Here is a 20,825-nt window from a genome sequence, read left to right as displayed (position 1 = left end):
GATGCCGTCCTTCCGCACGACCCGGCGCGTCCCGCACAAGCCGGAGGAGATGTTCGAGCTCGTCGCCGACGTCGAGCGCTATCCCGAATTCCTGCCGCTTTGCACCGGCCTGCGCGTCATCCGGCGGACGAAGGACGAGCAGGATCGCGAGACACTGGTCGCCGAGATGAGCGTCGGCTACCGCTCGATCGCCGAGCGCTTCACCACGCGCGTGATGCTCGACCGCAAGGCGCTCGACATCCACGTCTCCTACATCAACGGGCCGTTCCGCTACCTGGAGAACCGCTGGGAGTTCCGGCCGGGCGAGGGCGGAGGCTGCGCCGTCCATTTCTCGATCGACTACGAGTTCCGCTCGATGGCGCTGGGGCTGCTGATGGGCGCGATGTTCGACCGCGCCTTCCGCCGCTTCACGGACGCTTTCGAGAGCCGGGCGGCCGATGTCTATGGGCGGCCCACCGCCGGCCCCGCGCAGGGCTGATCAGGGCCGGGCGGCGCCCTCCAGCAGCCCGAGCGCGTCCCCGACCGCCGCCTCGCGCACGGCGGATCGGCCGAGATCGCCGTAGCGCCGCTCGAGGTGGCGGGTCTGCCCGCCCCGGACGGCGAGCCCGAAATGGACGAGCCCGACCGGCTTCGCGGCGGTCGCGCCGCCCGGCCCGGCGATCCCGGTGATCGCGACCGCGAGATCGGCCCCGGAGCGGGCGAGGGCGCCCTTGGCCATGGCGCGGGCGACCTCCTCGCTCACCGCGCCGTTCCGGTCGATCAGGGCGGGGTCGACGCCGAGCATTCCGGCCTTGGCGCCGTTCGAATAGGTGACGAAGCCGCATTCGACGACGTCGGACGAGCCGGCGATCTCGGTCAGGAGCGCGGCCACGAGACCGCCCGTGCAGGATTCGGCCGTCACGACCCGCCAGCCCTTCGCCCGGCAGGCGGCGAGCAGCGCCTCGGCGCGGCGGAGCAGGGCAGGGGAGGCGCTCATGCCCGCTCCGGCATCCGGATGGTGGCGGCGGCCTGGGCCGCAAGGCCCTCCTCGCGGCCTGTGAAGCCCATCTTCTCCGTCGTGGTCGCCTTGATGGACACGTTCTCCACCGGGACGCCTGCGATCGCCGCGATCCGCTCGCGCATCGCTTCGCGATGCTGGCCGATGCGCGGCCGCTCGCAGAGGACCGTGACGTCGAGATGGTCGATCCTGCCGCCGCGCGAGCGCACCTCCTTGGCGGCGTGATCGAGGAAGCGGTCGGACGATGCGCCCTTCCATTGCGGATCGCTGGGCGGGAAATGCGTGCCGATATCGCCGCACGCGATTGCGCCGAGCAGGGCGTCGGTGAGGGCGTGCAGCACGACATCCCCGTCCGAATGCGCGAGCACGCCCTTCGTATGCGGGATGCGGAGGCCGCCGAGCCAGATATGGTCGCCTTCCGTGAAGGTGTGGACGTCGAAGCCGGTGCCGACCCGCGTGATCATGCTCTCTCCTCGGCCGGCGAGACGCCGCTCGGCCTCCTCGAAGTCCCGCGCGCTCGTGAGCTTCACGTTGGCGCTATCGCCGTCGACGACGTAGACCGTCGCTCCCGCCCATTCCATGAGCTGGCCGTCGTCCGTGAAGGCGTCCTCGCCCTCGGCCGCGGCCCGCGCATGGGCTGCGGCGAGCGGCCCGCGCCGGAAGGCCTGCGGGGTCTGCACGCTCCGGAGCGCGGCCCGGTCCAGCGTCTCGCATACGGCCCCGTCCGGGCCGACGCGCTTCACCGTGTCGGTGACGGCGAGCCCCGGGATCGCCGCCCCATGGGCGACGCCCGCCTCGATCGCACGCTCGATCAGCCCGGGCTCGACGAATGGGCGGGCGGCGTCGTGGACGAGGACGATGGCGTCGCCATCGCCCGGCGGGAGCGCCGCGAGCGCCTGGCGGACGGAGATCTGCCGGGTGGCTCCGCCGGCGGCGGGCGCCAGCAGCTTGCGCCGGAGCGCCGGATCGAGCTCGGCCACCGAGCTTTCGTACAGCGCGCGGTCGTCCGGGTGGATCGCGCACAGGATCCTGCCCACGCCGGGGTGGCTGGCGAAGGCCTGGAGCGTCCGGCCGAGCACCGTCCGCCCCGCCAGGGCGCGGTACTGCTTGGGCAGGCCCTCGCCCGCCCTGCTGCCGCGGCCCGCGGCCACGATGATCGCAATCGTCTCCATCACCCCTCGGCCCGGAACAAGGGCGACCTGATAGGCAATCCGCGCTGCAGTGCAAAGATGACCCATTGCGCTGACGCCCGGATTGGTTATTCGTCAGGCAGCCATGGCTTCTGAACAGTTTTTAGGCAGCGAGCTCCGGATCGGCCCCGTGCCGATGCGGGGGCGGGCGGTGCTCGCGCCCATGTCGGGCATCAGCGATGTCGCGTTCCGCCGGATCGCCGCCCGGTTCGGAGCCGGGCTCGTCGTCACGGAGATGGTGGCCGCAGCCGCCTATGTCGCTCGGGCCGACGAAGCGCGGCTGCGCTCGGAAGGGCAGGGGATCCAGCCGCATGTGGTCCAGCTCGTCGGGCGCAACCCGCGCGCCATGGGCGCGGCCGCCCGGCTCGCGGAGGCGAGCGGGGCCGAGATCATCGATATCAATTTCGGCTGCCCTGCCAAGAAGGTCACCGGCGGACTTTGCGGCTCGGCCCTGATGCGGGAGCCGGACCTGGCGCTCGCCATCGTGGAAACCGTGGTCGCCGCCGTGTCCGTTCCGGTCACCGTGAAGATGCGGCTCGGCTGGGACGATGCGAGCCGCAATGCCGTCGTCCTGGCGTCGGCGGCTGCCGCGGCAGGAGCGCAGGCCGTCACCGTCCACGGCCGGACGCGGCAACAATTCTATTCGGGCCGGGCGGATTGGGACGCGATCGGCGAGGTCGCCGCCGCTCTGGCGCTCCCGGTCATCGCCAACGGCGACGTCGTCTGCGCGGAGACGGCCCGTGCCTGCCTCGCCCGCTCCGGAGCCGCAGCCGTGATGATCGGCCGGGCGGCGGTGGGGCAGCCCTGGATCGTCGGCGAGGTCGCAGCCGCGCTGGCCGGCCGGCCCTTTGCGCCCCCGAGCTGGGCCGAGCGCGCCGGCGTCGCACTCGAGCACTACGAGGCCATGCTGACCCTCTACGGCACCGAGATGGGCGTCAGGCATGCACGCAAGCATCTCGCCGCCTATGCGGACCGGGCGACCGAGGCGGGGTTCGGGCTGGCGGAGACCGATCGCCGTACGCTGCTGACCACGACCGAGCCGGGGCTCGTCGCCTGCCTCCTGCGCCGGCTCTATGCGGAACCGGCGAGGCTCGCGGCATGAGTGCGGTCTCGAGCGATCTTGTCGTCAACGCGCTGCCGCTGCCGGTGCTCACGATCGGGCCCCAGGGCGAGATTCTCGATGCGAACCACGCGGCCGAGACGTTCTTCGAACTGTCGATCCGCGTACTGCGGCGGCAGAGGCTGGAGGACGTCGTCCCGTTCGGCTCCCCGACGATCGCCCTGGTTGACGAGGTGCGCCGCCGCGGGGCCGGGGTGAGCGAGCACAGGGTCGACCTGCCGAACCCACGCTCGATCGCGGAGCGCACGGTCGACGTCTTCGCCACGCCGCTCGGCGAGGATGGAGCCGTCGTGCTGATGTTCCAGGAGCGGACCATCGCCGACAAGATGGACCGGCAGCTCACCCACCGGGGTGCGGCGCGGTCGCTCACGGCGCTGGGCTCCATGCTGGCCCACGAGATCAAGAACCCGCTCTCGGGGATTCGCGGGGCGGCGCAGCTCCTGGAGCAGTCGGTCGACGAGAACGACCGCATGCTGACCCGGCTCATCTGCGACGAGGCGGACCGGATCGTGAGCCTCGTCGAGCGCATGGAGCTGTTCGGGGACGAGCGCCCGGTCGAGCGCGGCCCGGTGAACGTGCACGGCGTGCTCGACCATGTCCGGCGCCTCGCGCAGTCCGGCTTCGCCCGCCACATCCGCTTCGTGGAGGCGTACGATCCTTCGCTGCCGCCGGTCCACGGCAATCGCGACCAGCTCGTGCAGGTGTTCCTCAATCTCGTGAAGAACGCCGCGGAAGCGGTCGGCGTGGATGCGGTGGACGGGGAGATCGTGCTCGCGACCGCCTTCCGGGCCGGGGTGCGGCTGCAGATGCCGGGCGCCCGGGGCCGCGTCGCGCTGCCCATCGAGGTGGGCGTCAGCGACAACGGCCCGGGGGTCCCGGCGGACCTTCTGCCCCACCTATTCGATCCGTTCGTCACGACCAAGGCGCAGGGAAGTGGCCTGGGGCTTGCCTTGGTCGCCAAGATCGTGGGCGCGCATGGCGGCGTGGTCGAGTGCGATCCCGCCCCGCGGCGGACGACCTTCCGGGTCCTCCTGCCCATGTACAGCGCCCGCGACGGGCGCGGCTCAGAGGTTTGAGGCTGACGGATGCCGAGCGGACAAATTTTGCTGGCCGACGACGATTCGGCGATCAGGACGGTGCTGAACCAGGCGCTTTCCCGCGCCGGCTACGACGTCCGCTCGACCGGGCATGCGGCGACGCTCTGGCGTTGGGCCGCACAAGGGGAGGGCGATCTCATCATCACGGACGTCGTGATGCCGGACGAGAACGCCTTCGATCTCCTTCCCCGCATCAAGAAGGTGCGGCCGGAACTGCCCATCATCGTCATGAGCGCGCAAAACACGTTCATGACCGCGATCCGCGCCTCCGAGCGCGGAGCATACGAGTACCTGCCCAAGCCCTTCGACCTGAAGGAGCTCGTCGCGATCGTCGGCCGGGCGCTGTCGCGGCCGCGCAATCCCGGCCAGGCCGGGTTGGCGGCGGAGCAGGAGGAGATCCCGCTCGTCGGCAGGTCGCCGGCCATGCAGGAGATCTACCGCGCGCTCGCACGGCTGATGCCGACCGACCTCACGGTCATGATCTCGGGCGAATCGGGCACCGGCAAAGAGCTCGTGGCGCGCGCGCTCCACGATTACGGCAAGCGGCGGAAGGGGCCTTTCGTCGCGGTGAACATGGCCGCGATCCCGCGCGACCTCATCGAATCGGAGCTCTTCGGGCACGAAAAGGGCGCCTTCACGGGCGCCCTGACCCGCAGCTCGGGGCGCTTCGAGCAGGCGGAGGGCGGCACGCTCTTCCTCGACGAGATCGGCGACATGCCGATGGAGGCGCAGACCCGCCTCCTGCGCGTCCTGCAGCAGGGCGAGTACACCACCGTCGGCGGGCGCGTGCCGATCAAGACCAATGTCCGCATCGTCGCGGCGACGAACAAGGATCTCCGTCAGTCCATCCAGTCGGGTCAGTTCCGCGAGGATCTGTTCTTCCGCCTGAACGTCGTGCCCCTGCGGCTGCCGCCGCTGCGGGAGCGCAGCGAGGACATCCCGGACCTCGTTCGCCACTTCGTGAACCTGGTCGAGAAGGAGGGCCTGCCCCGCAAGCAGATCGATTCCGACGCGCTCGACCGCATGAAGCGGTATCGCTGGCCGGGGAACATCCGCGAGCTGGAGAACCTGGTGCGGCGGCTTGCCGCCCTCTATCCGCAGGATACGATCACCGGCCCGATCCTGGATGCGGAGCTCGACAGCTCGCCGCAGGTCGCGAGTGGTGGCTCCGAGTTGACGGCGCCCGTCGAAGGCGAGACGCTTTCCATGGCGGTGGAGCGCCATCTCGGGGTGTATTTCAAGAAGTACCAGAACACGTTGCCCCCGCCCGGGCTCTACCACCGCATCCTGCGCGAGGTCGAAGGTCCGCTGATCGGGGCGGCGCTCGCGGCGACGCGCGGCAATCAGATCCGCGCGGCCGAGCTCCTGGGCGTCAACCGGAACACGCTGCGCAAGAAGGTGCGCGACCTGGACCTTCAGGTGATCCGCTCGTCGCGCTGACGGGTCGCCGGCCGCTCGCCTGGACTTCGGAGCACTTCGGCTCTAATCCGCGGCTGTGGCCGTAATGCATCACCTCGCTCCGGCTCCGCGGGCATTCCCGCGGGCCGGGAGCGCCCGCGGGGCCTGTCATGCAGGCGGCTGAGCCCATGCCCGCGGCGAGGCCGGCGCGCCGCACGTCGCGCGGGCCGGGCTGGATCGGCGCGTTCATGGTCGGGGCGGCGCTCTGCTCGGGGCTCGTCACCTTCCTTGTCCTGGCGGGCATGACGCCGGTCCTGCCGACCCACGACGTGGTCGTCTGGGTGCTCGCCATCAATGTCCTGCTGGTTCTCGTCCTGGTCGGCGTGGTTGCCTGGGAGGGCTGGACCATCGTCCGCGCCCGGCGCGAGGGAGCGGCGGCCGCGGGGCTTCATGTCCGCGTCGTGGCGCTCTTCAGCCTCGTGGCGGCCGCCCCTGCGATTCTGGTCGCGATCGTCGCAAGCGCCATCCTCGAGCGCGGACTGGACCCCTGGTTCACCGGCTCGATCAAGGCGCTCATGTCGAACACGGTCGAGATCGCGCAGGCCTATCGCGACGATCAGTGCCGGACCCTGGCGCGTGAGACGCAGCTCATGGCCGCCGATCTCAATCGCGCACGGGTGCTGTACGACGCCGACCGGAAGCTCTTCCGCGACTTCCTGACGTCCCGCGCGACCTTTCTCGGCTTTCCGGTCGCAATGCTGGTGAAACCTGACGGCACCATCCTGGAGCGCGTGGACATACGGACGATACCGGGCGTGAAGGGCCCGTCGGCGGAGGACCTCGCGAGCGCGAACGAGAACGAGGCCATCTGCATCGTGCCTCGGGTCGGCAACCTGTTCAGCGCGGTGCTCCGGCTGACAGCGCATGAGGGGGCAGTTCTGTTCGTCACCCGGCCCGTGGATCCCCGCGCGACCGAGTTCCCGCCCGTGGCCGAAGCCGGCGTCGCCTACTACCAGGCGCTCGAGGAGAAGCGGCTGGGCATCCAGGTCGCCTTCGCGTCCATGTTCGGGCTCATCGCCCTGATCGTCCTGCTCTCAGCCGTCTGGTTCGGGCTGAACTTCGCGAATCGTCTCGTCGCCCCGATCCGGCGGCTCATTCACGCGACCGATCAGGTCGCGACCGGAAATTTCTACGTGCAGGTGCCGGTCCGCCGCAACGAAGGCGACCTCGCGCATCTCGGCGAGACCTTCAACAAGATGACCTCCGAGCTGCGCCGCCAGCACGACGGGCTGACCGCGGCGAGCGACCTGATCGATCGGCGCCGCCGCTTCATGGAGGCCGTGCTGTCCGGGGTCTCGGCCGGTGTCATCGGCATCGACGCGCACGGCCTCATCACGATCGTGAATCCCCCTGCCGAAGCGCTTCTCGACGCCAACCGCCAGGATCTCCTCGGCCAGCCCATCGTCTCCGTGCTCCCCGAAATCGCCCAATTGATCGAGGAGGCGAAGCTCGGGCGGCTGCGGCTCGCCCAGCAGCAGATCCCGATCTCCCGCATGGGGAGGGAGCGCACGCTGAACATCCGGGTCACGAGCGAGCAGGCCCGCGGGGAGGACAAAGGCTTCATCGTGACGCTCGACGACATCACGGATCTGGTCACGGCTCAGCGCAGCTCGGCCTGGGCCGACGTCGCCCGGCGCATCGCGCATGAGATCAAGAACCCGCTCACGCCGATCCAGCTTTCTGCCGAGCGGATCCGCCGCAAATACGGGAAGCTGATCACGACGGACCGGGAGGTATTCGACCAATGCACGAACACGATCGTGCGCCAGGTCGATGACATCAAGCGAATGGTGGACGAGTTCTCGTCCTTCGCGCGAATGCCGAAACCGGCGATCGGTGCCGAGGACATCGTGGATACGGTCCGCCAGATCGTCTTCATGATGCGGATCGCAAATCCGGAGATCAGCATTGTAGACGATGTGCCGGAAGCCCCGATCGCCGCGAGGTTCGATCGAAGGCTCCTGTCGCAGGCGGTGACGAACATCATCAAGAACGCGACGGAGGCGATCGCGGCCGTCCCCGAGAGCGAGCGGGGCAAGGCCGAGATACGGGTCGCGGTCAGGGCTGAGGGCGGAGACGTGATCATCGACGTGAGCGACACGGGGAAGGGCTTCCCGGTCGAGGGGCGCCAGCGCCTGCTCGAGCCCTACATGACCACCCGCGAAGGGGGGACGGGTCTCGGCCTCGCGATCGTGGGCAAGATCCTCGAGGACCATGGGGGCCGGATCGAGCTCCTCGACAATCCGGCAGGCCGCGGCAGCCTCGTCCGCATGCGTTTCCCGCAGAACCTGGAGGCGGAGCCGGGGCCATCGGCGGCTTCCGAAACGCAGCGGGTGCCTGCATGAGCACGGACATCCTGGTCGTCGACGACGAGGCGGACATCCGTGACCTGGTCGCCGGCATCCTCGAGGACGAGGGGCACGGCACGCGCAAGGCCGGCTCCTCCGACGAGGCGCTCGCGGCCATTCAGGCGCGGCGACCGCATCTCGTCTTCCTGGACATCTGGCTGCAGGGCAGCCGGCTCGACGGCCTGCAGGTTCTCGACCTGATCAAGGCCGAGCATCCCGATCTTCCGATCGTGATGATCTCGGGCCACGGCAACATCGAGACGGCCGTCTCCGCCATCAAGGCGGGCGCCTACGACTTCATCGAAAAGCCCTTCAAGGCGGACCGCCTCGTCCTCGTGGCGGAGCGGGCGCTGGAGGCGTGGCGGCTCAAGCGCGAGGTCAAGGACCTCAAGGCGCGCTCGATCCAGGCGAGCCGGATCGCCGGGCGCTCGGTCGTGATGAACCAGCTTCGCCAGGCGATCGAGAAGGTCGCGCCGACGAACGCGCGGATCCTCATCGCCGGGGCGCCCGGCTCCGGCAAGGAGCTCGTCGCCCGCACCATCCATGCCCAGTCGGGACGATCGTCCGGGCCGTTCGTGACGCTCAACGCGGCCGCGATCACGCCGGACAACATGGAGGCCGAGCTCTTCGGCGTGGAAGGCGGCGCGGAGCGCGGCCGCCGCACGGGCGCGCTGGAGGAGGCGCATGGCGGCACGCTGTACCTGGACGAGATCGCCGACCTGCCGAAGGAGGTGCAGGGACGCATCCTGCGCGTCCTCGTGGAGCAGAACTTCCAGCGCGTCGGGGGGGCGACGCGGGTCCATGTCGACGTGCGCATCATCTCGTCGTCGAGCCGCGATCTGCCCGCGGAGATCCAGCGCGGAGCCTTCCGGGAGGATCTGTTCCACCGTCTCGGCGTCGTGCCGATCCGGGTGCCGTCGCTGGCCGAGCGGCGGGAGGACGTGCCGGAGCTGATCGAGTTCTTCCAGGACCAGATCTCGTCCACCACGGGGCTTCCGAAGCGCCGGATCGGCGAGGAAGCCATGGCGGTCCTCCAGTCGCACGACTGGCCCGGAAACGTGCGCCAGCTCCGCAACAACGTGGAGCGGCTGATGATCCTGACGGCCGGCGACCCGGACGCCGAGGTGACCGCCGAGATGCTGCCCTCCGAGATCGGGACGCTCGTTCCGTCGACGCCGAACGGGGAGGGGGGCGAGCGCCTGATGAGCCTGCCGCTGCGGGAGGCGCGCGAGATATTCGAGCGGGAATACCTCGTCGCGCAGATCGCACGCTTCAGCGGAAACATTTCGCGCACGGCCGAGTTCATCGGCATGGAACGCTCCGCGCTCCACAGGAAGCTGAAGCTTCTCGGCATCGGAGGATAGCTCGCGTTCGCGCTGCACCTGCGAAAGGGCTTGCGCGATGCGGTATCAATCCGTGTAATGAGGAGCCGGTCGGAGGCTTTGCGCTTCCTGATCAACGACAACAGGGGCAGCCCGGCGATGGCCGGCCGTGAGGGCTGACACGGGCGCAACTATGCCGAACGAACGCGGCCAAAATCTTCAGGACACCTTTCTCAACCACGTCCGGAAGAACAAAGTCCCACTCACCATCTTCCTCGTGAACGGCGTCAAGCTCCAGGGCATCGTGACCTGGTTCGACAGCTTCTGCGTGCTGCTGCGGCGCGACGGGCACTCGCAGCTCGTCTACAAGCACGCCATATCGACCGTGATGCCCGGGCATCCGATCCAGCTCTTCGAGCCGGACGAGGTCGATCCCAAGCCGTAAGGATAGCAGTGGCGGAACCGCGCCCTCCGAAGCAAGACCGTCTTAGGCGCGGGCCGGAGCCCGAGCGCGACATCGCCGCTCGAACCCGGACGCTCGTCATCGGGCCGTATCTGGCGAGGGTGGCGGGTGCCGGGAGGGCAGGGGCCGTCCAGTCCCCGCCGCCCAATCCCCGTCCCATGGAGGCGCGACTCGACGAGGCGGTCGGGCTGGCCCGCGCGATCGATCTCGACGTGGTCGGCCAGTTCATCGTGGTCGTCTCGGCCCCGCGTCCCTCGACCCTGCTCGGTAAGGGCAAGGTCGAGGAGATCGCAGGCCGGATCGCCGCCGACGAGGTCGACCTGGTCGTCATGGACGGCGCGCTCACCCCGGTGCAGCAGCGCAATCTCGAGAAGGCCTGGGGGGCTAAGGTCATCGACCGTACCGGCCTGATCCTCGAGATCTTCGGCCGGCGCGCGCGTACCCGCGAGGGCGCGCTCCAGGTCGAGCACGCGCATCTCGCGTATCAGAAGAGCCGCCTGGTCCGCTCCTGGACCCATCTCGAGCGGCAACGCGGCGGCTTCGGCTTCCTCGGCGGTCCGGGCGAGACGCAGATCGAGGCGGACCGCCGCATCATCCAGGACAGGATGCGGCGGATCGAGCGGGACCTGGACGCCGTGAAGCAGACCCGCTCGCTCCATCGCGCGAGCCGGCGCCGGGTACCCTATCCGATCGTCGCGCTCGTCGGCTACACCAATGCCGGCAAGTCGACGCTCTTCAACCGGCTCACCTCGGCCGAGGTCTTCGCGGAAAACCTGCTTTTCGCGACGCTCGATCCGACCTCCCGGGCCATCAAGCTCCCGCACGGCGAGACGGCAATCCTGTCCGACACGGTGGGATTCATCTCCGACCTGCCGACGATGCTGGTTGCGGCATTCCGGGCGACGCTGGAGGACGTCATCGAGGCGGACGTACTCCTGCATGTCCGCGACATCTCGCATGGCGAGACGGAGGCCGAGGCCGCCGACGTCCAGAACGTGCTTCGCCAGCTCGGCATCAACCCGGACGACCGCGCCCGGGTGATCGAGGTGTGGAACAAGGCCGACCTGCTCGCGGCGGACGAGCGCGACCGCCTCGCCGCGGTCGTCGAGCGGGCCGAGCCGGAGACCCGGCCGGCGCTCGTCTCCGCGGTCACCGGGGAGGGGATCGACGCACTCCTCGCCGGAATCGAGGCGAGGATCGCCAAGGGACGGCCGAGTTTCCGCATCGCTGTCGAGCCGAGCGATGGCGGCGCATCGAACTGGCTGCACGAGGAGGCCGAGATCATCGAGCGGCTGGACGGCGAGGGCGGCCGGACTGAGCTGACCGTCCGGATCGCACCCGAGAAGGAGCCTCGGCTCCGGAAGCGGTTCCCCCAGGCGGAACGCCTGACCTAACCCGGCTCCGGTCCCCCGGCCCGCTCGGCCGCCTTGGCCTCCTCCCAGAGCCGGTCCATCTCGGCGAGGTCGGACTGCTCCGGCGTGCGGCCGGCCGCCTCGAGCGCCCGTTCGACCGCCCTGAACCGGCGCTCGAACTTGCGGTTCGCCCGAGCCAAGGCCGCCTCGGGATCGATATCGAGGTGCCGCGCAAGGTTGGCGACCGTGAAGAGTAGGTCGCCGACCTCTTCGGCAAGGTCGGCCTTGTCGCCACCCGCAGCTGCCTCCCGGACCTCGGCCAGCTCTTCCTCGATCTTGGCCGTGACCCCGTCCAGGTCCGGCCATTCGAAGCCGACCCTGGCAGCCCTGCGGGTCAGCTTGTCGGCCCGGGTCAGGCTCGGCATCGCGGCCGGAACGCCGTCGAGAATGCTGGCCGGTCCGTCCTCGCCGCCTTGCCGGTCGGCTCGCTCCCGCTTCTCCGCAGCCTTGATCTCGTCCCAGAGCCGCTTGACCTCGGCCGGGGCGAGATCGCGCGCAGCGCCGAACACGTGCGGGTGGCGGCGGATGAGCTTTGCCGTGATGGCCTCCACGACCCCGCCGAAGTCGAAGGCGCCGCGCTCCTCGGCCATGCGGGCGTGAAAAACGACCTGGAGCAGAAGATCGCCGAGTTCGTCCCGAAGCTCGGCGAGATCGCCGCGGGCGATGGCGTCGGCCACCTCATAGGCTTCCTCGACCGTGTACGGGGCGATCGTCTCGAAGCTCTGCTCGATGTCCCACGGACAGCCCGTCTCGGGATCGCGCAGGGCCGCCATGATGGCGAGAAGCATCGCGACGTCACGCGAAGGCCGTGGCTCGAACGGGGCGCCGACGCCCCGATCCATGCCCGGCCGATCCGCCGCGGAGCTCACCGGGCCGCCCGGTGACATGGGAGGATTGTCGCGCGGGGTAAATTCCTGCACTGGGACGCCCTCGCTTCATCCTTCATCACCATGCCTGATTTCTGCACCGGCCAGGGATGATTCCTGCACTAAGCGGAAACGACGACGGTTGAAACCTGCATCGGCAGCGCCGGGCTGAGCGAGGCATGAGGGACTGTCCCCAGGTTTGTGGATTTCCGGGCAGGACCTGCGTTCCGCCTTTGTTCACTTTACCTCGACCTGCTACAACGGGCGGCAGAGGTGAGAGATGCCGGAACTCAACAGGGACAAGGTTCGAGCGGAACTCGAACGAATGGAGGAGGACTGCACCCATTCGGGTAAGTCTCACTTCAATGCCGCCGACCGATGGGCACGGTGGAACTACATTTTCGGGATACCGTCCGTCATCCTGAGCACGGCCGCCGGGGCGACCTTCTTCAAAGACTATCCCGTCGCCGCCGGATCGATGGCGCTGACCGTCGCCGTCCTGACATCGCTCATGACGTTCCTCAAGCCAGGGGAGAAGTCGTCGGATCACAAGAGCTCGGGAGACCAGTACCTGGCCCTGCGGAACAACTCCCGTGTGTTCCGGGAGATCACCCTCGACAGCGTTGACGACGAGACGGCCCGGACGGCGCTGGAGGGGCTCACTACTCGTCGTGACGAGTTGAACCAGGCCAGCCCGCCTTTTTCGAACGGAGACTATCGGAAGGCGAAGAAGGGCATCGACGAGGGCGAGGCCAAGCACGCCGTGGACAAGAAGAGGTAAGCCGATGTCGGTGCTGTCCTACCTCCAGGGTCGGGCGAGCGGGGCGGTCCTGTCGGAGGCGGAGCGCTCGTCCATCTCGACCTCGATCTCGACGCTGTCGTCCCGGCTCTCCGGCTACTTCACTGTGGCTGGCGACGGGCTTTCGAGCAAGTTCCAGTTCGGCTCCTCAACGCGGGGAACGATCCTGCCGCGCCGAATGGATGGCCAGTCCGACATCGACTACATGATCGTTTTCCAGAAGGCAGGGTTCAATCCGCAGACCTATCTGGACCGGCTGAAGCGGTTCGCGCAGGAGCGGTACTCGACGTCCGAGCTCTATCAGTCCAACCCGACGGTGGTGCTCGAACTGAACCACATCAAATTCGATCTCGTTCCGGCCCTCCACCAGTGGGGCACGTATTACAAGATCCCGAGCAGCCCGACGGCCTGGCAGGATACCAATCCGATCGACTTCAACACGACCCTGGAGACCGCGAACCGGAACAACCGCTACCTGCTCAAGCCTACGATCCGGCTGGCCAAGCTGTGGAACGCCGCGAATGGCTACGTTTACGAGAGCTACGGGCTTGAGAAGCGGATCGCGGGGATGAGCTTCTGGCTTTGCACGAACGAGCGGGACTACCTGTTCTCGGTCTTCGACCAACTCGACGCCTACACCGGCACGCAATGGCGCAACGACCGGATCAACAGGGCGAAGGGCATCGTCAGGCAGGTCCGTGAGTATGAGAGGCAGCTGATGCCGTACAACGCCGAAGCGGAGGTCAAGAAGCTGATCCCCGAGTGAGCCGGTTGGGGCCGTTTCCCTTTTGCGGGAGATAGCTACCAGGGTTGGGTGGGCGAGCATTCCGGCGACTACTACGGCCTGAAATAACCAGCCGCGGTTAGGGGACTGCTCCGGCTTCAACTCGACGGTCTCGGTTCCCATGTTCCTGAACGAAGCGAAGGACGCGACAGTGAGGTCGCGAGGCTTCGTCTACCGGAATGCCGACATGAAGCGCCTCGCGATCTTTCTCGACGGGACCTGGAACACGCTCAACAACAATACGAACGTCTGGCGACTGAAATCGCTGTGCGACCCGAATGCCCCGGACCAGATGGTCTATTACGGGCAGGGCGTCGGAACGCGGTTGGGCGAGAAGGCGCGTGGCGGCATCGGCGGGTATGGCCTCGATAACGAGATCCTCGACGGGTACACGTGGCTGGCGGAGGTGTTCGAGCCCGGGGACGAGATCTTCATCTTCGGCTTCAGCCGGGGGGCCTACGCGGCCCGCAGCCTCTCGGGCCTGATCTCCAAGTGCGGCGTGCTGAGACCGGGCGCGCCGCTTTCGGTCGAGCAGCTCTATGAGAGGTACCGACGCGACGCCGAGCCGACGATCCGCGCGCTGAAGGCTGGACCCGCGGACGCCTCGCGCACGCTCGAAGAGCGCTGGCTGCTCTCGCATTGCGAAATCACGGACATCAAGTTCGTCGGCGTCTGGGACACGGTTGGATCACTCGGGAACCCGCTCGGGCGGATGCACCGCAAAGTGGCCAAGTACAAGTTCCTCGACACCCACCTGCGACTGTCGAACCAGCACGCCTTCCATGCGGTCGCCCTCGACGAGCATCGCGAGCCATTCGAGCCAACCTTCTGGACACGGACGGTCGACAACGCCAAGCCGGACGGGGGTGCCCGGCCGCGGACGCTGGCCGAAGTCGAGCAGCGCTGGTTCGTGGGAGCCCACGCCAACGTCGGAGGAGGCTACCCGAGCGACATCCTAGCCCAAGCTCCACTCAAGTGGCTGATGGACAAGGCCGCTCTGCACGGCCTGAGGTTCCGTCCCGGTTTCCAGATGGACCCCGTTGACCCAGCGGCTCCGATCACGGACTCCTATTCCGAGTTCGGCAATCCGCTGCTTCGCGCCTTCAGCAAGCGCTTTTACCGTCCGGTCGGTCCTCCTCCTCAGGTCGGGGCGACGAAGACCACGGCCCGGATCAACGAGACCATCGACGGCTCGGTCTTTGATCGCTGGCGAGAGAACCCCGCGTACAGGCCGGCCAATCTAGGGCAGTGGGCCGAACGGAAGGGTGTCGATCCGGCGATGCTCGTGGGGGCGAGGCTTGCCTCGGATCCGTCCGTCATCGTCGGGGAGGACCTCGCGACGCCTGCGACGGCCTAGGCAGGGTCGGGAACTGCGCGTCCGCTTCTGCTGTCGGTAACCACCCGTCCGGGTCGCGTAGCTTCCATTCGCCTCGAAGCGGGCGAGCAGGATGGCGCCGGCAGCGCCAGTCGCGGCCATCCACCCACTCGACGGTTTCCCAACGCGCCGGAGATCGGTAGGACGCCGCATGGCGCGCATACCGACGGACCCGTTGTTCGGGGCATGGGACAACGTGTTCTGGGCCGTCGCCGACCCGGCGAACCGCCTCATCATCGATCATCTCGCCCTCGGGGACAGTGCCGTCGGCGAGATCTCGCACGTGATCGACGCAAGCAGCTCCAACACCAGCCATCGACTATCGAAACTGGAGCGCCTCGGCCTGGTCTCAATCACGAAGACGAAGTCGGGAAACCTGATCTACCGGCTTCGTCCGGAAGCGTTGCAACCAATCAAGGACTGGCTGCAGCGCTTCCTGCCTTGAGGCGTCGCGTGCCGCCCTTCCAGCGTGGACCTGCGACTCCCAATGGTTCGTCTTGCGGTAGCGAACCGGCCGGTTGGGTTTCTTCCGACGGATCCTCTCGGCCCGGCGCACGCCAGCCTCGACCCGCCGCAGCAGCGTCCTGCGGATCGGGCCCTGCTTGATCGCGTCGATCTCCGTGCGGAGGTCGACGAGGGCGCCTGCCGGGCCTAGCCGCGTTGGCTGGGCATCCACGAAGCCCGCGACGATCCCGTCGAAGGAGGTTGGCCAGCCGAGCGCGAGTTCGAGCCCCCTGATCGGCGCCAGCGAACAGGAGAGGGGCGGGCCGGCACCTTCCGTCCGGTACTGCAGGCGCCCGAGGAGGGCGAAAAGCTCCAGGCGGGCACCGGCCGACGCCGATGGGAAGAGCCGCTCGATGGTCCGGGAGCTGGCCGTCGAGACGCCGAACCCGAGCAGTGCCGCGAAGGTCCGGGAGCTCTCGACGAGATGTGCCGGTGCCTGCCGAACCGGGATGTCACGGAGATCCGCACCGCACCAGTTGCACCGGAAAACCGACATGCAGCGGACCCAGGAGATCGGTTTGCCGCAGGGGCAATGATCCACGAGCATCTCGCCGGACGTGGGCTCGCAGGCGAAGCAGCGGAGTTGCCAAGACAGCCTGATCCACGGGGCGTCCCCGTCCCGTTTCAGCGTGCCCGGCGCGACCCGACGTCGGGCTGGATCCAACAGGTATGCGGGTATTCCGAGATCGCCGATTGCCACCGTCTCCCCGGAGGTGTCGTAACTCCTGAGCAGCATGTCGTCGGGGTCGAGGCTCGCCAGGTGCGACATGGCCAGCACGGCATCGCGGGTCAGCGGGAGCGACGCGAGGTCGGTCGCCCTCATCGACAGTCCGGACGCCAGGAGCTCACCGACCGTGATCGCCGTGCGCTCCGCATAGCGCACGGCGATGCTCGGCAGGCATTCGCCCGGCCACGGCGTGACGGTCTTCCGGGTGGGGTTGATCCGGGCGGGAAGCTTGCGGCGTTCAGCCATCGACGAGCGTCCGAACCAGGCCGTTCCCGGTCTTTCCGGACGCCGTGAAACCTGCCGGCTTGTCGACGGCGAGAGGGAAGGGCGGCAGCTTCTTCGCCCGGAACGGATTGATGCCGAGCATCTTGCGGTCATGCTTGAGGAAGAAGTCGAAGCCGTCCGCGAAATCGTCGACCGTGAGGCTCTTCGGGCGGACGGCGCCGGCTCTCTTGAACGCGGCCTTGGCCGCCTCGCCGCACAGTTGGGTGAGGATGCCCGGGCGGCCACGGAAGGCGAAGTAGGACGCCCTCAGCGCGTCATCCTCGCCGAAGAGGTCGTGAACGTCCTCGAAGGGGAGCTCGGTCACGAACTGCCGAACGAAGGTGCGTGTCCGCTTCTTGTCGGCTTCCGTGACGAGGGCGAAGGGCTCCAGGAAGGCGAGGCCGTCCTTCCGCTGGTCCAGCGCATCCTCGTAGGCGAACAGCTCGTCCAGCGCGTTCGTGCCCGTCACCACCACCGGGCAGGCGCCCCCGTTCTGAAGTGTGATGAGCATGCTCGCTGCGGCCGCGCGGAACTTGCCGGCATCGTGGCGGAAGGTGTTCTGGAACTCGTCCAGGACCGCCAGGTCGATGTCGTTGAGCGCCAGGATCTCGACGAGGCGGCGCGTGGCGTCCTGCTCGCGCAGGCGCCGATTGACGTTGCCGTTGATGTCGACGGCGCGGAGGTCGGAAAAGAACCGCAGGACGGCCTGGCAGAGGCCGAGCACCGTGCCCCCGCTGACGACCTCGACGTACAGGACCCGGCGGCCCTTCCCCTCCGCCAGCTGGATCGGTTCCTTCGTCAGGACCACGCCGGTCAGCTGCTCGATGAAGCGCTTGGTGGTCTCGGTCTTGCCGCAGCGCGAGAACCCTTTAACGTAGCCGACGAAGGCCTCGCGGTGCCCGACCCCGAAATCGACGGCGTTCTGAAGGATGCTGTTCGCGTGTTGCACGCCACCGTGCCGGATGAAGATCAGGTCCACGTAGGCCAGCGACGACGCGAGGGGCAGCTCGAAGCGGTTCCTCATCCGATGGCCTCCTCTCCCTCGTCATCGTCCATGAGGATCTCGTCGACGGCCCAGTCCTCGTCGATCCCGTCGTCGACCGGGCTCGCGACGGAACCGCCGTCCCCGGTCGCAGCCGCGGTCGCGCCGCCGATCTCGGCCAGGAGGTCCATGCGCGCGAGATCGCGCTCGATGCGGCTGTTGGCGTGCACCGAGGGACCGTCCACCAGGACCCCGGCGAAACGCATGGCCGCGGCCGCGTTCCTGGCCTTGCGGGGCGGCTTGCGACCGTCCTTCAGGTCGACCCCCATGAACCCGAGCGAGCGCTTGAACAGGGTCTCGACGGCCTCGGCGTACTGGGCGTCGTCGGTGGCGGACCGGCGCGCGTCGTTCAGCAGCTTGTTCACGACGTGGTGCTGCCAGTGCGTCCGTCCCCGCGCGGCCCGCTTGAGGCAAGGCACGGCGATCTCCCGGCCCTTGTGCTCCGGGCGCGGGTCGGTGACGTAGAGGACGCCTACGTCCCTTAGCCCGATGCGGGCGTCGACCAGGGTCGGCTGCTCCTTGCGCGCGCCATGCGCGCCGGCGAAGCGGCGGATTGCCTGGAGTTCGGGGGAGTCGAAGAACAGGTTCTTCCACCTGATCCCGTCGCGTCGGGCCTTCAGCCCCTCCAGCTCGATGGACGCGATGACGTCGAAGCGTGCCAGCTCGTCCGGGTTGAGCTGCCGCGGCGGCTTCTTCGCCAGCCGGAGCCAACGGCCCTCGGGAGTTTCCCAGTCGAGCCCCTGCTGCGGCCGGCGCGCGTAGATCGTGATCAGGTACTCGTGGACGAGGCCGACAACGTCGTCGAGCTCGATGCATGCCTCCTTCATCGGGTCCTTGTCCCCGCGTTTCTTCACGCTCGGCCCGGTCGAGCCCTTGAGCCATTCGATGAGGTCTCGCTCGAACGTGCCGTTGAACCTTTCGACGTACGGCTTGTCCTCCGGGTGCTTCGGGCGCGGTCTGGAAGCCGATGCCGACGCGGGCGAGCGCCGCGGCCATCTGCCAGCCGATGAACTCCTTGGCGTTGTCCCACCTGACCTTCACGGGTTTGCCGTAGGCGAGCCAGGCGCCGTCGATGTGGGGGAAACGCTCTGCGACGTACGCCTTCGTCTGAACGGCGTGCGCGATGCACATCAGCGAGGGAAGGAGGCCGGTGCCCTCGGCGTTCACGTAGATGCCGAGGGGATAGCCGGAGGCGACGTCGTACGCGACGGCCACCCAGATCCGGGCAAGGCCCAGACGCGCCAGCTTCTTGCCAAGAGGGGTCTGCCCGAGCACCGGGATCAGGTCGATCTGATGGTGGTCTATCTCGACGAGGTCGAGGAGGCGCTTGGGCCGCTCCAGCTTTCCGACGCCGCCGAATTCGAGATCGGCGGCGCGCACGCCTTCCAGGGCCGCCTTGCGGCGCCAGGCGTCGAACCGGGCGAACTCGGTGCGGACGAGGCTCGGGCTGGGCGGCTGCAGCGAGAGGCGCTCTTCGAGGTTGATCGCCTCGATCCTTCGCATGACCAAGCCCCGGAGCTTCTTGGGGCCGAGCTTCGGAAACTCGTCGACGGTTGCCCGGATCGTCAGGGCGATCTCGTCGACCACGCGCTGCGGCGCCCGGCGCGCATGCGGCCGGACGGCGTTGCCGTGGACGAGGGCGGCGGGCTTCCGGTGCTTGCCCGCCGACTTCTCGACCCAGGACAGGACCGTCCGCGGCTGCCGCATTCGCGGCGGGTCCAGTCTCTCGGACGCGAGCACCGCGTCGACGCTCCGCGTGACGAGGACGGCGTTCTCGGCATTCCGGGCGAACACCTCGCCGCGAGCGCGGGCGTCGTCGATGGCGGCCCAGAACGCCCGGACGTAGCAATCGCGCAGGTCGGACTTGGACCGGACCGGCTTGTTCAAGGTCCGGTAGGCGAGGTCGAGCGCCGCGTCGTCCCGGCCGGCCAGCTGCACGCCGTCCTGTCCCGGCCGACGAAGCTTCCGGGCATGCAGGAGGTCGAGGTATTCGGTCGAGCTCAGGGGGAGGGGGGCGCCTCCCTCGGTGGGCTTGAACCAGAGCGGGCCGACGTCGTCCTTGATCAGGAAGCTGTGCGGCTCGCCTTCGATGAACACCAGGTCGCCCGTGTTCAGGTTGTCCGGCATGACGTCGTCGAGCGTCGGTGCGCGGAGGGGCTCCTCGGCCAGGTCCTGGAGGATGTCAGTCACGGGTGGCCCTCCGCTGCGATACGGGGTCGGCGAGGCGGATCGGGGTGTCGAGGTCGATTGGTCCGAGGAGATCGACGGCGAGGCCCGCGTCGATGACCCGCGCCAGCACGGCGCCGGCCGGGTAGTCGCTGTTCCGGACGATCTCGGCACAGCGTCCGAGCGGAGAGGTTCCCCCCGAGGCGAGCAGGTGGTCACGGAGGCGGTGACGGTCGTCCTCGTCGAGGTGGCGCCCGCCGTTCGAGATGATCTCGTCCACGCTCTCGGGGTCGGCCATGTCGTCCATGGCCGTGTCCAGGAGCGGAAGCCAGACGAGCCCGACGCGGCGGTAGGCGGCACGGACGAGCCTCAGCTTGGCGCGGGCCTTCCTCGCCTTTTCCCAGACGAACCAGCCTCGCTCGTCGGCGGGGCTCTCCGGCCGGGGCGGGTGCAGGTCTTCCCAGCGCTTGACCTCGAAGCGCACCTCACGCCAGTTCCTGAAGGTGGCGAGCAGGTCGGGCGTGTAGCGGACCTTCTTGCTGCCGACCGTGATCCTGAGCGTCTCGGGCTGGGCGTGGATGTCGACCACGTCCGGGTGGCAATCGAGGAGGCGGGCCGCCCGATCCTCCGGGTTCGACTCCACGACGACGTGGCGACGGACCTTCCAGCTGTAGTGGGCGCCAACCTTGCGGTTGCGGCGGCCCGTCACGATGCGACGAACGGGCTCCCCGTCGGGAAGCGCGAACCGCTCGATGCCGGGTGCGATCTCGACCCAGGTCTCTTCGGCCAATACGACGCCTTCGCCCTCCCACTCGGGGGGCGGCTGAAGCTTCGGCATGCGGGTACTCCCTCCGCGAACGCGGGTTCGCGGCTAGGTCGCGACGCGACCCG

The 20,825-nt window shown here is 68.5% G+C and carries 19 protein-coding genes and 1 pseudogene; 12 read left to right on the top strand and 8 right to left on the bottom strand.

Annotated features, from left to right (window positions below):
* The first annotated feature begins 1 nt into the window (after position 1).
* Positions 2-478, top strand: a complete 477-nt coding sequence (locus HJG44_RS06810) for a type II toxin-antitoxin system RatA family toxin (RefSeq protein ID WP_171217605.1) — start codon at positions 2-4, stop codon at positions 476-478.
* Here HJG44_RS06810 and HJG44_RS06805 read toward each other — a convergent pair whose 3' ends face one another.
* Entirely contained in the window at positions 479-976 is a 498-nt protein-coding gene (locus HJG44_RS06805; protein WP_171217604.1) for a CinA family protein, read from the bottom strand. It abuts the gene before it with no gap.
* The gene (locus HJG44_RS06800; RefSeq protein ID WP_171217603.1) at positions 973-2,169 is read right to left on the bottom strand and encodes a bifunctional 2-C-methyl-D-erythritol 4-phosphate cytidylyltransferase/2-C-methyl-D-erythritol 2,4-cyclodiphosphate synthase; all 1,197 of its coding nucleotides are present in this window, start codon (positions 2,167-2,169) and stop codon (positions 973-975) included. The genes HJG44_RS06805 and HJG44_RS06800 overlap by 4 nt, the downstream gene beginning before the upstream one ends.
* 103 nt (positions 2,170-2,272) lie before the next feature.
* On the opposite strand from HJG44_RS06800, the gene dusB reads away from it, so the two are divergent.
* The 7 genes from dusB (at position 2,273) to hflX (ending at position 11,389) form a co-directional block, all read left to right on the top strand.
* Entirely contained in the window at positions 2,273-3,289 is a 1,017-nt protein-coding gene (gene dusB / locus HJG44_RS06795; protein ID WP_171217602.1) for a tRNA dihydrouridine synthase DusB, read from the top strand.
* Positions 3,286-4,383, top strand: coding sequence for a two-component system sensor histidine kinase NtrB (locus tag HJG44_RS06790; RefSeq protein ID WP_171217601.1), 1,098 nt, complete (start codon positions 3,286-3,288; stop codon positions 4,381-4,383). The genes dusB and HJG44_RS06790 overlap by 4 nt, the downstream gene beginning before the upstream one ends.
* A gap of 9 nt (positions 4,384-4,392) precedes the next feature.
* The gene (ntrC, locus tag HJG44_RS06785; RefSeq protein ID WP_171217600.1) at positions 4,393-5,844 is read left to right on the top strand and encodes a nitrogen regulation protein NR(I); all 1,452 of its coding nucleotides are present in this window, start codon (positions 4,393-4,395) and stop codon (positions 5,842-5,844) included.
* 146 nt (positions 5,845-5,990) lie between these two features.
* Entirely contained in the window at positions 5,991-8,207 is a 2,217-nt protein-coding gene (locus HJG44_RS06780; protein WP_171217599.1) for a sensor histidine kinase NtrY-like, read from the top strand.
* Positions 8,204-9,574, top strand: a complete 1,371-nt coding sequence (gene ntrX, locus HJG44_RS06775; protein WP_171217598.1) for a nitrogen assimilation response regulator NtrX — start codon at positions 8,204-8,206, stop codon at positions 9,572-9,574. The genes HJG44_RS06780 and ntrX overlap by 4 nt, the downstream gene beginning before the upstream one ends.
* 151 nt (positions 9,575-9,725) lie before the next feature.
* Positions 9,726-9,977: an RNA chaperone Hfq gene (hfq, locus tag HJG44_RS06770; RefSeq protein ID WP_171217597.1), complete on the top strand. Its 252-nt coding sequence runs from the start codon at positions 9,726-9,728 to the stop codon at positions 9,975-9,977.
* 8 nt (positions 9,978-9,985) lie between these two features.
* Entirely contained in the window at positions 9,986-11,389 is a 1,404-nt protein-coding gene (gene hflX, locus HJG44_RS06765; RefSeq protein WP_171217596.1) for a GTPase HflX, read from the top strand.
* On the opposite strand, the gene mazG is transcribed toward hflX, so the two are convergent.
* Positions 11,386-12,249, bottom strand: a complete 864-nt coding sequence (mazG, locus tag HJG44_RS06760) for a nucleoside triphosphate pyrophosphohydrolase (RefSeq protein WP_171217595.1) — start codon at positions 12,247-12,249, stop codon at positions 11,386-11,388. The two genes, hflX and mazG, sit on opposite strands and share 4 nt — an antisense overlap.
* Positions 12,250-12,553: 304 nt before the next feature.
* On the opposite strand from mazG, the gene HJG44_RS06755 reads away from it, so the two are divergent.
* From HJG44_RS06755 to HJG44_RS24355, 4 genes are all read left to right on the top strand, one after another.
* On the top strand, positions 12,554-13,054 hold the full coding sequence (locus HJG44_RS06755; protein ID WP_171217594.1) for an SLATT domain-containing protein: 501 nt from the start codon (positions 12,554-12,556) through the stop codon (positions 13,052-13,054).
* Between the two features lie 4 nt (positions 13,055-13,058).
* Positions 13,059-13,838: an SMODS domain-containing nucleotidyltransferase gene (locus HJG44_RS06750; RefSeq protein ID WP_171217593.1), complete on the top strand. Its 780-nt coding sequence runs from the start codon at positions 13,059-13,061 to the stop codon at positions 13,836-13,838.
* A 169-nt stretch (positions 13,839-14,007) separates the two neighbouring features.
* Positions 14,008-15,213, top strand: a complete 1,206-nt coding sequence (locus HJG44_RS06745; protein ID WP_346767113.1) for a T6SS phospholipase effector Tle1-like catalytic domain-containing protein — start codon at positions 14,008-14,010, stop codon at positions 15,211-15,213.
* Positions 15,214-15,304: 91 nt separating this feature from the next.
* Positions 15,305-15,676, top strand: coding sequence for an ArsR/SmtB family transcription factor (locus HJG44_RS24355; protein ID WP_430395036.1), 372 nt, complete (start codon positions 15,305-15,307; stop codon positions 15,674-15,676).
* Here HJG44_RS24355 and HJG44_RS06735 read toward each other — a convergent pair.
* From HJG44_RS06735 to HJG44_RS06715, 5 genes and pseudogenes are all read right to left on the bottom strand, one after another.
* Positions 15,581-16,708 (bottom strand): TniQ family protein, encoded by a 1,128-nt coding sequence (locus tag HJG44_RS06735; protein ID WP_171217591.1) that lies wholly within the window; start codon positions 16,706-16,708, stop codon positions 15,581-15,583. The two genes, HJG44_RS24355 and HJG44_RS06735, sit on opposite strands and share 96 nt — an antisense overlap.
* The gene (locus HJG44_RS06730) at positions 16,701-17,750 is read right to left on the bottom strand and encodes an AAA family ATPase (RefSeq protein WP_171217590.1); all 1,050 of its coding nucleotides are present in this window, start codon (positions 17,748-17,750) and stop codon (positions 16,701-16,703) included. Before HJG44_RS06730 ends, HJG44_RS06735 begins: the two co-directional genes overlap by 8 nt.
* On the bottom strand, positions 17,747-18,595 hold the full coding sequence (locus HJG44_RS06725) for a hypothetical protein (protein ID WP_171217589.1): 849 nt from the start codon (positions 18,593-18,595) through the stop codon (positions 17,747-17,749). Before HJG44_RS06725 ends, HJG44_RS06730 begins: the two co-directional genes overlap by 4 nt.
* Positions 18,596-18,770: 175 nt before the next feature.
* Positions 18,771-19,271 (bottom strand): annotated as a pseudogene (locus HJG44_RS24510) (hypothetical protein); the annotation flags it as partial.
* A gap of 679 nt (positions 19,272-19,950) precedes the next feature.
* On the bottom strand, positions 19,951-20,772 hold the full coding sequence (locus HJG44_RS06715; RefSeq protein WP_171217587.1) for a TnsA endonuclease N-terminal domain-containing protein: 822 nt from the start codon (positions 20,770-20,772) through the stop codon (positions 19,951-19,953).
* Positions 20,773-20,825 lie beyond the last annotated feature (53 nt).

The sequence above is a fragment of the Enterovirga aerilata genome (assembly GCF_013044135.1).
In the GTDB taxonomy this organism is placed as follows: Bacteria; Pseudomonadota; Alphaproteobacteria; order Rhizobiales; family Beijerinckiaceae; genus Enterovirga; species Enterovirga aerilata.
The sequence above is the reverse complement of the archived record's forward strand: the minus strand, read 5'-3'. Positions and strand labels throughout refer to the sequence as shown.

Excerpts from the sequence above, each read along its gene's own strand:
- HJG44_RS06810 (WP_171217605.1), top strand. The coding sequence starts at position 2 with ATGCCGTCCTTCCGCACGACCCGGCGCGTCCCGCACAAGCCGGAGGAG.
- HJG44_RS06805 (WP_171217604.1), bottom strand. The coding sequence starts at position 976 with ATGAGCGCCTCCCCTGCCCTGCTCCGCCGCGCCGAGGCGCTGCTCGCC.
- HJG44_RS06800 (WP_171217603.1), bottom strand. The coding sequence starts at position 2,169 with ATGGAGACGATTGCGATCATCGTGGCCGCGGGCCGCGGCAGCAGGGCG.
- dusB (WP_171217602.1), top strand. The coding sequence starts at position 2,273 with ATGGCTTCTGAACAGTTTTTAGGCAGCGAGCTCCGGATCGGCCCCGTG.
- HJG44_RS06790 (WP_171217601.1), top strand. The coding sequence starts at position 3,286 with ATGAGTGCGGTCTCGAGCGATCTTGTCGTCAACGCGCTGCCGCTGCCG.
- ntrC (WP_171217600.1), top strand. The coding sequence starts at position 4,393 with ATGCCGAGCGGACAAATTTTGCTGGCCGACGACGATTCGGCGATCAGG.
- HJG44_RS06780 (WP_171217599.1), top strand. The coding sequence starts at position 5,991 with ATGCCCGCGGCGAGGCCGGCGCGCCGCACGTCGCGCGGGCCGGGCTGG.
- ntrX (WP_171217598.1), top strand. The coding sequence starts at position 8,204 with ATGAGCACGGACATCCTGGTCGTCGACGACGAGGCGGACATCCGTGAC.
- hfq (WP_171217597.1), top strand. The coding sequence starts at position 9,726 with ATGCCGAACGAACGCGGCCAAAATCTTCAGGACACCTTTCTCAACCAC.
- mazG (WP_171217595.1), bottom strand. The coding sequence starts at position 12,249 with ATGGATCGGGGCGTCGGCGCCCCGTTCGAGCCACGGCCTTCGCGTGAC.
- HJG44_RS06755 (WP_171217594.1), top strand. The coding sequence starts at position 12,554 with ATGCCGGAACTCAACAGGGACAAGGTTCGAGCGGAACTCGAACGAATG.
- HJG44_RS06750 (WP_171217593.1), top strand. The coding sequence starts at position 13,059 with ATGTCGGTGCTGTCCTACCTCCAGGGTCGGGCGAGCGGGGCGGTCCTG.
- HJG44_RS24355 (WP_430395036.1), top strand. The coding sequence starts at position 15,305 with ATGGCGCCGGCAGCGCCAGTCGCGGCCATCCACCCACTCGACGGTTTC.
- HJG44_RS06735 (WP_171217591.1), bottom strand. The coding sequence starts at position 16,708 with ATGGCTGAACGCCGCAAGCTTCCCGCCCGGATCAACCCCACCCGGAAG.
- HJG44_RS06730 (WP_171217590.1), bottom strand. The coding sequence starts at position 17,750 with ATGAGGAACCGCTTCGAGCTGCCCCTCGCGTCGTCGCTGGCCTACGTG.
- HJG44_RS06725 (WP_171217589.1), bottom strand. The coding sequence starts at position 18,595 with ATGAAGGAGGCATGCATCGAGCTCGACGACGTTGTCGGCCTCGTCCAC.
- HJG44_RS06715 (WP_171217587.1), bottom strand. The coding sequence starts at position 20,772 with ATGCCGAAGCTTCAGCCGCCCCCCGAGTGGGAGGGCGAAGGCGTCGTA.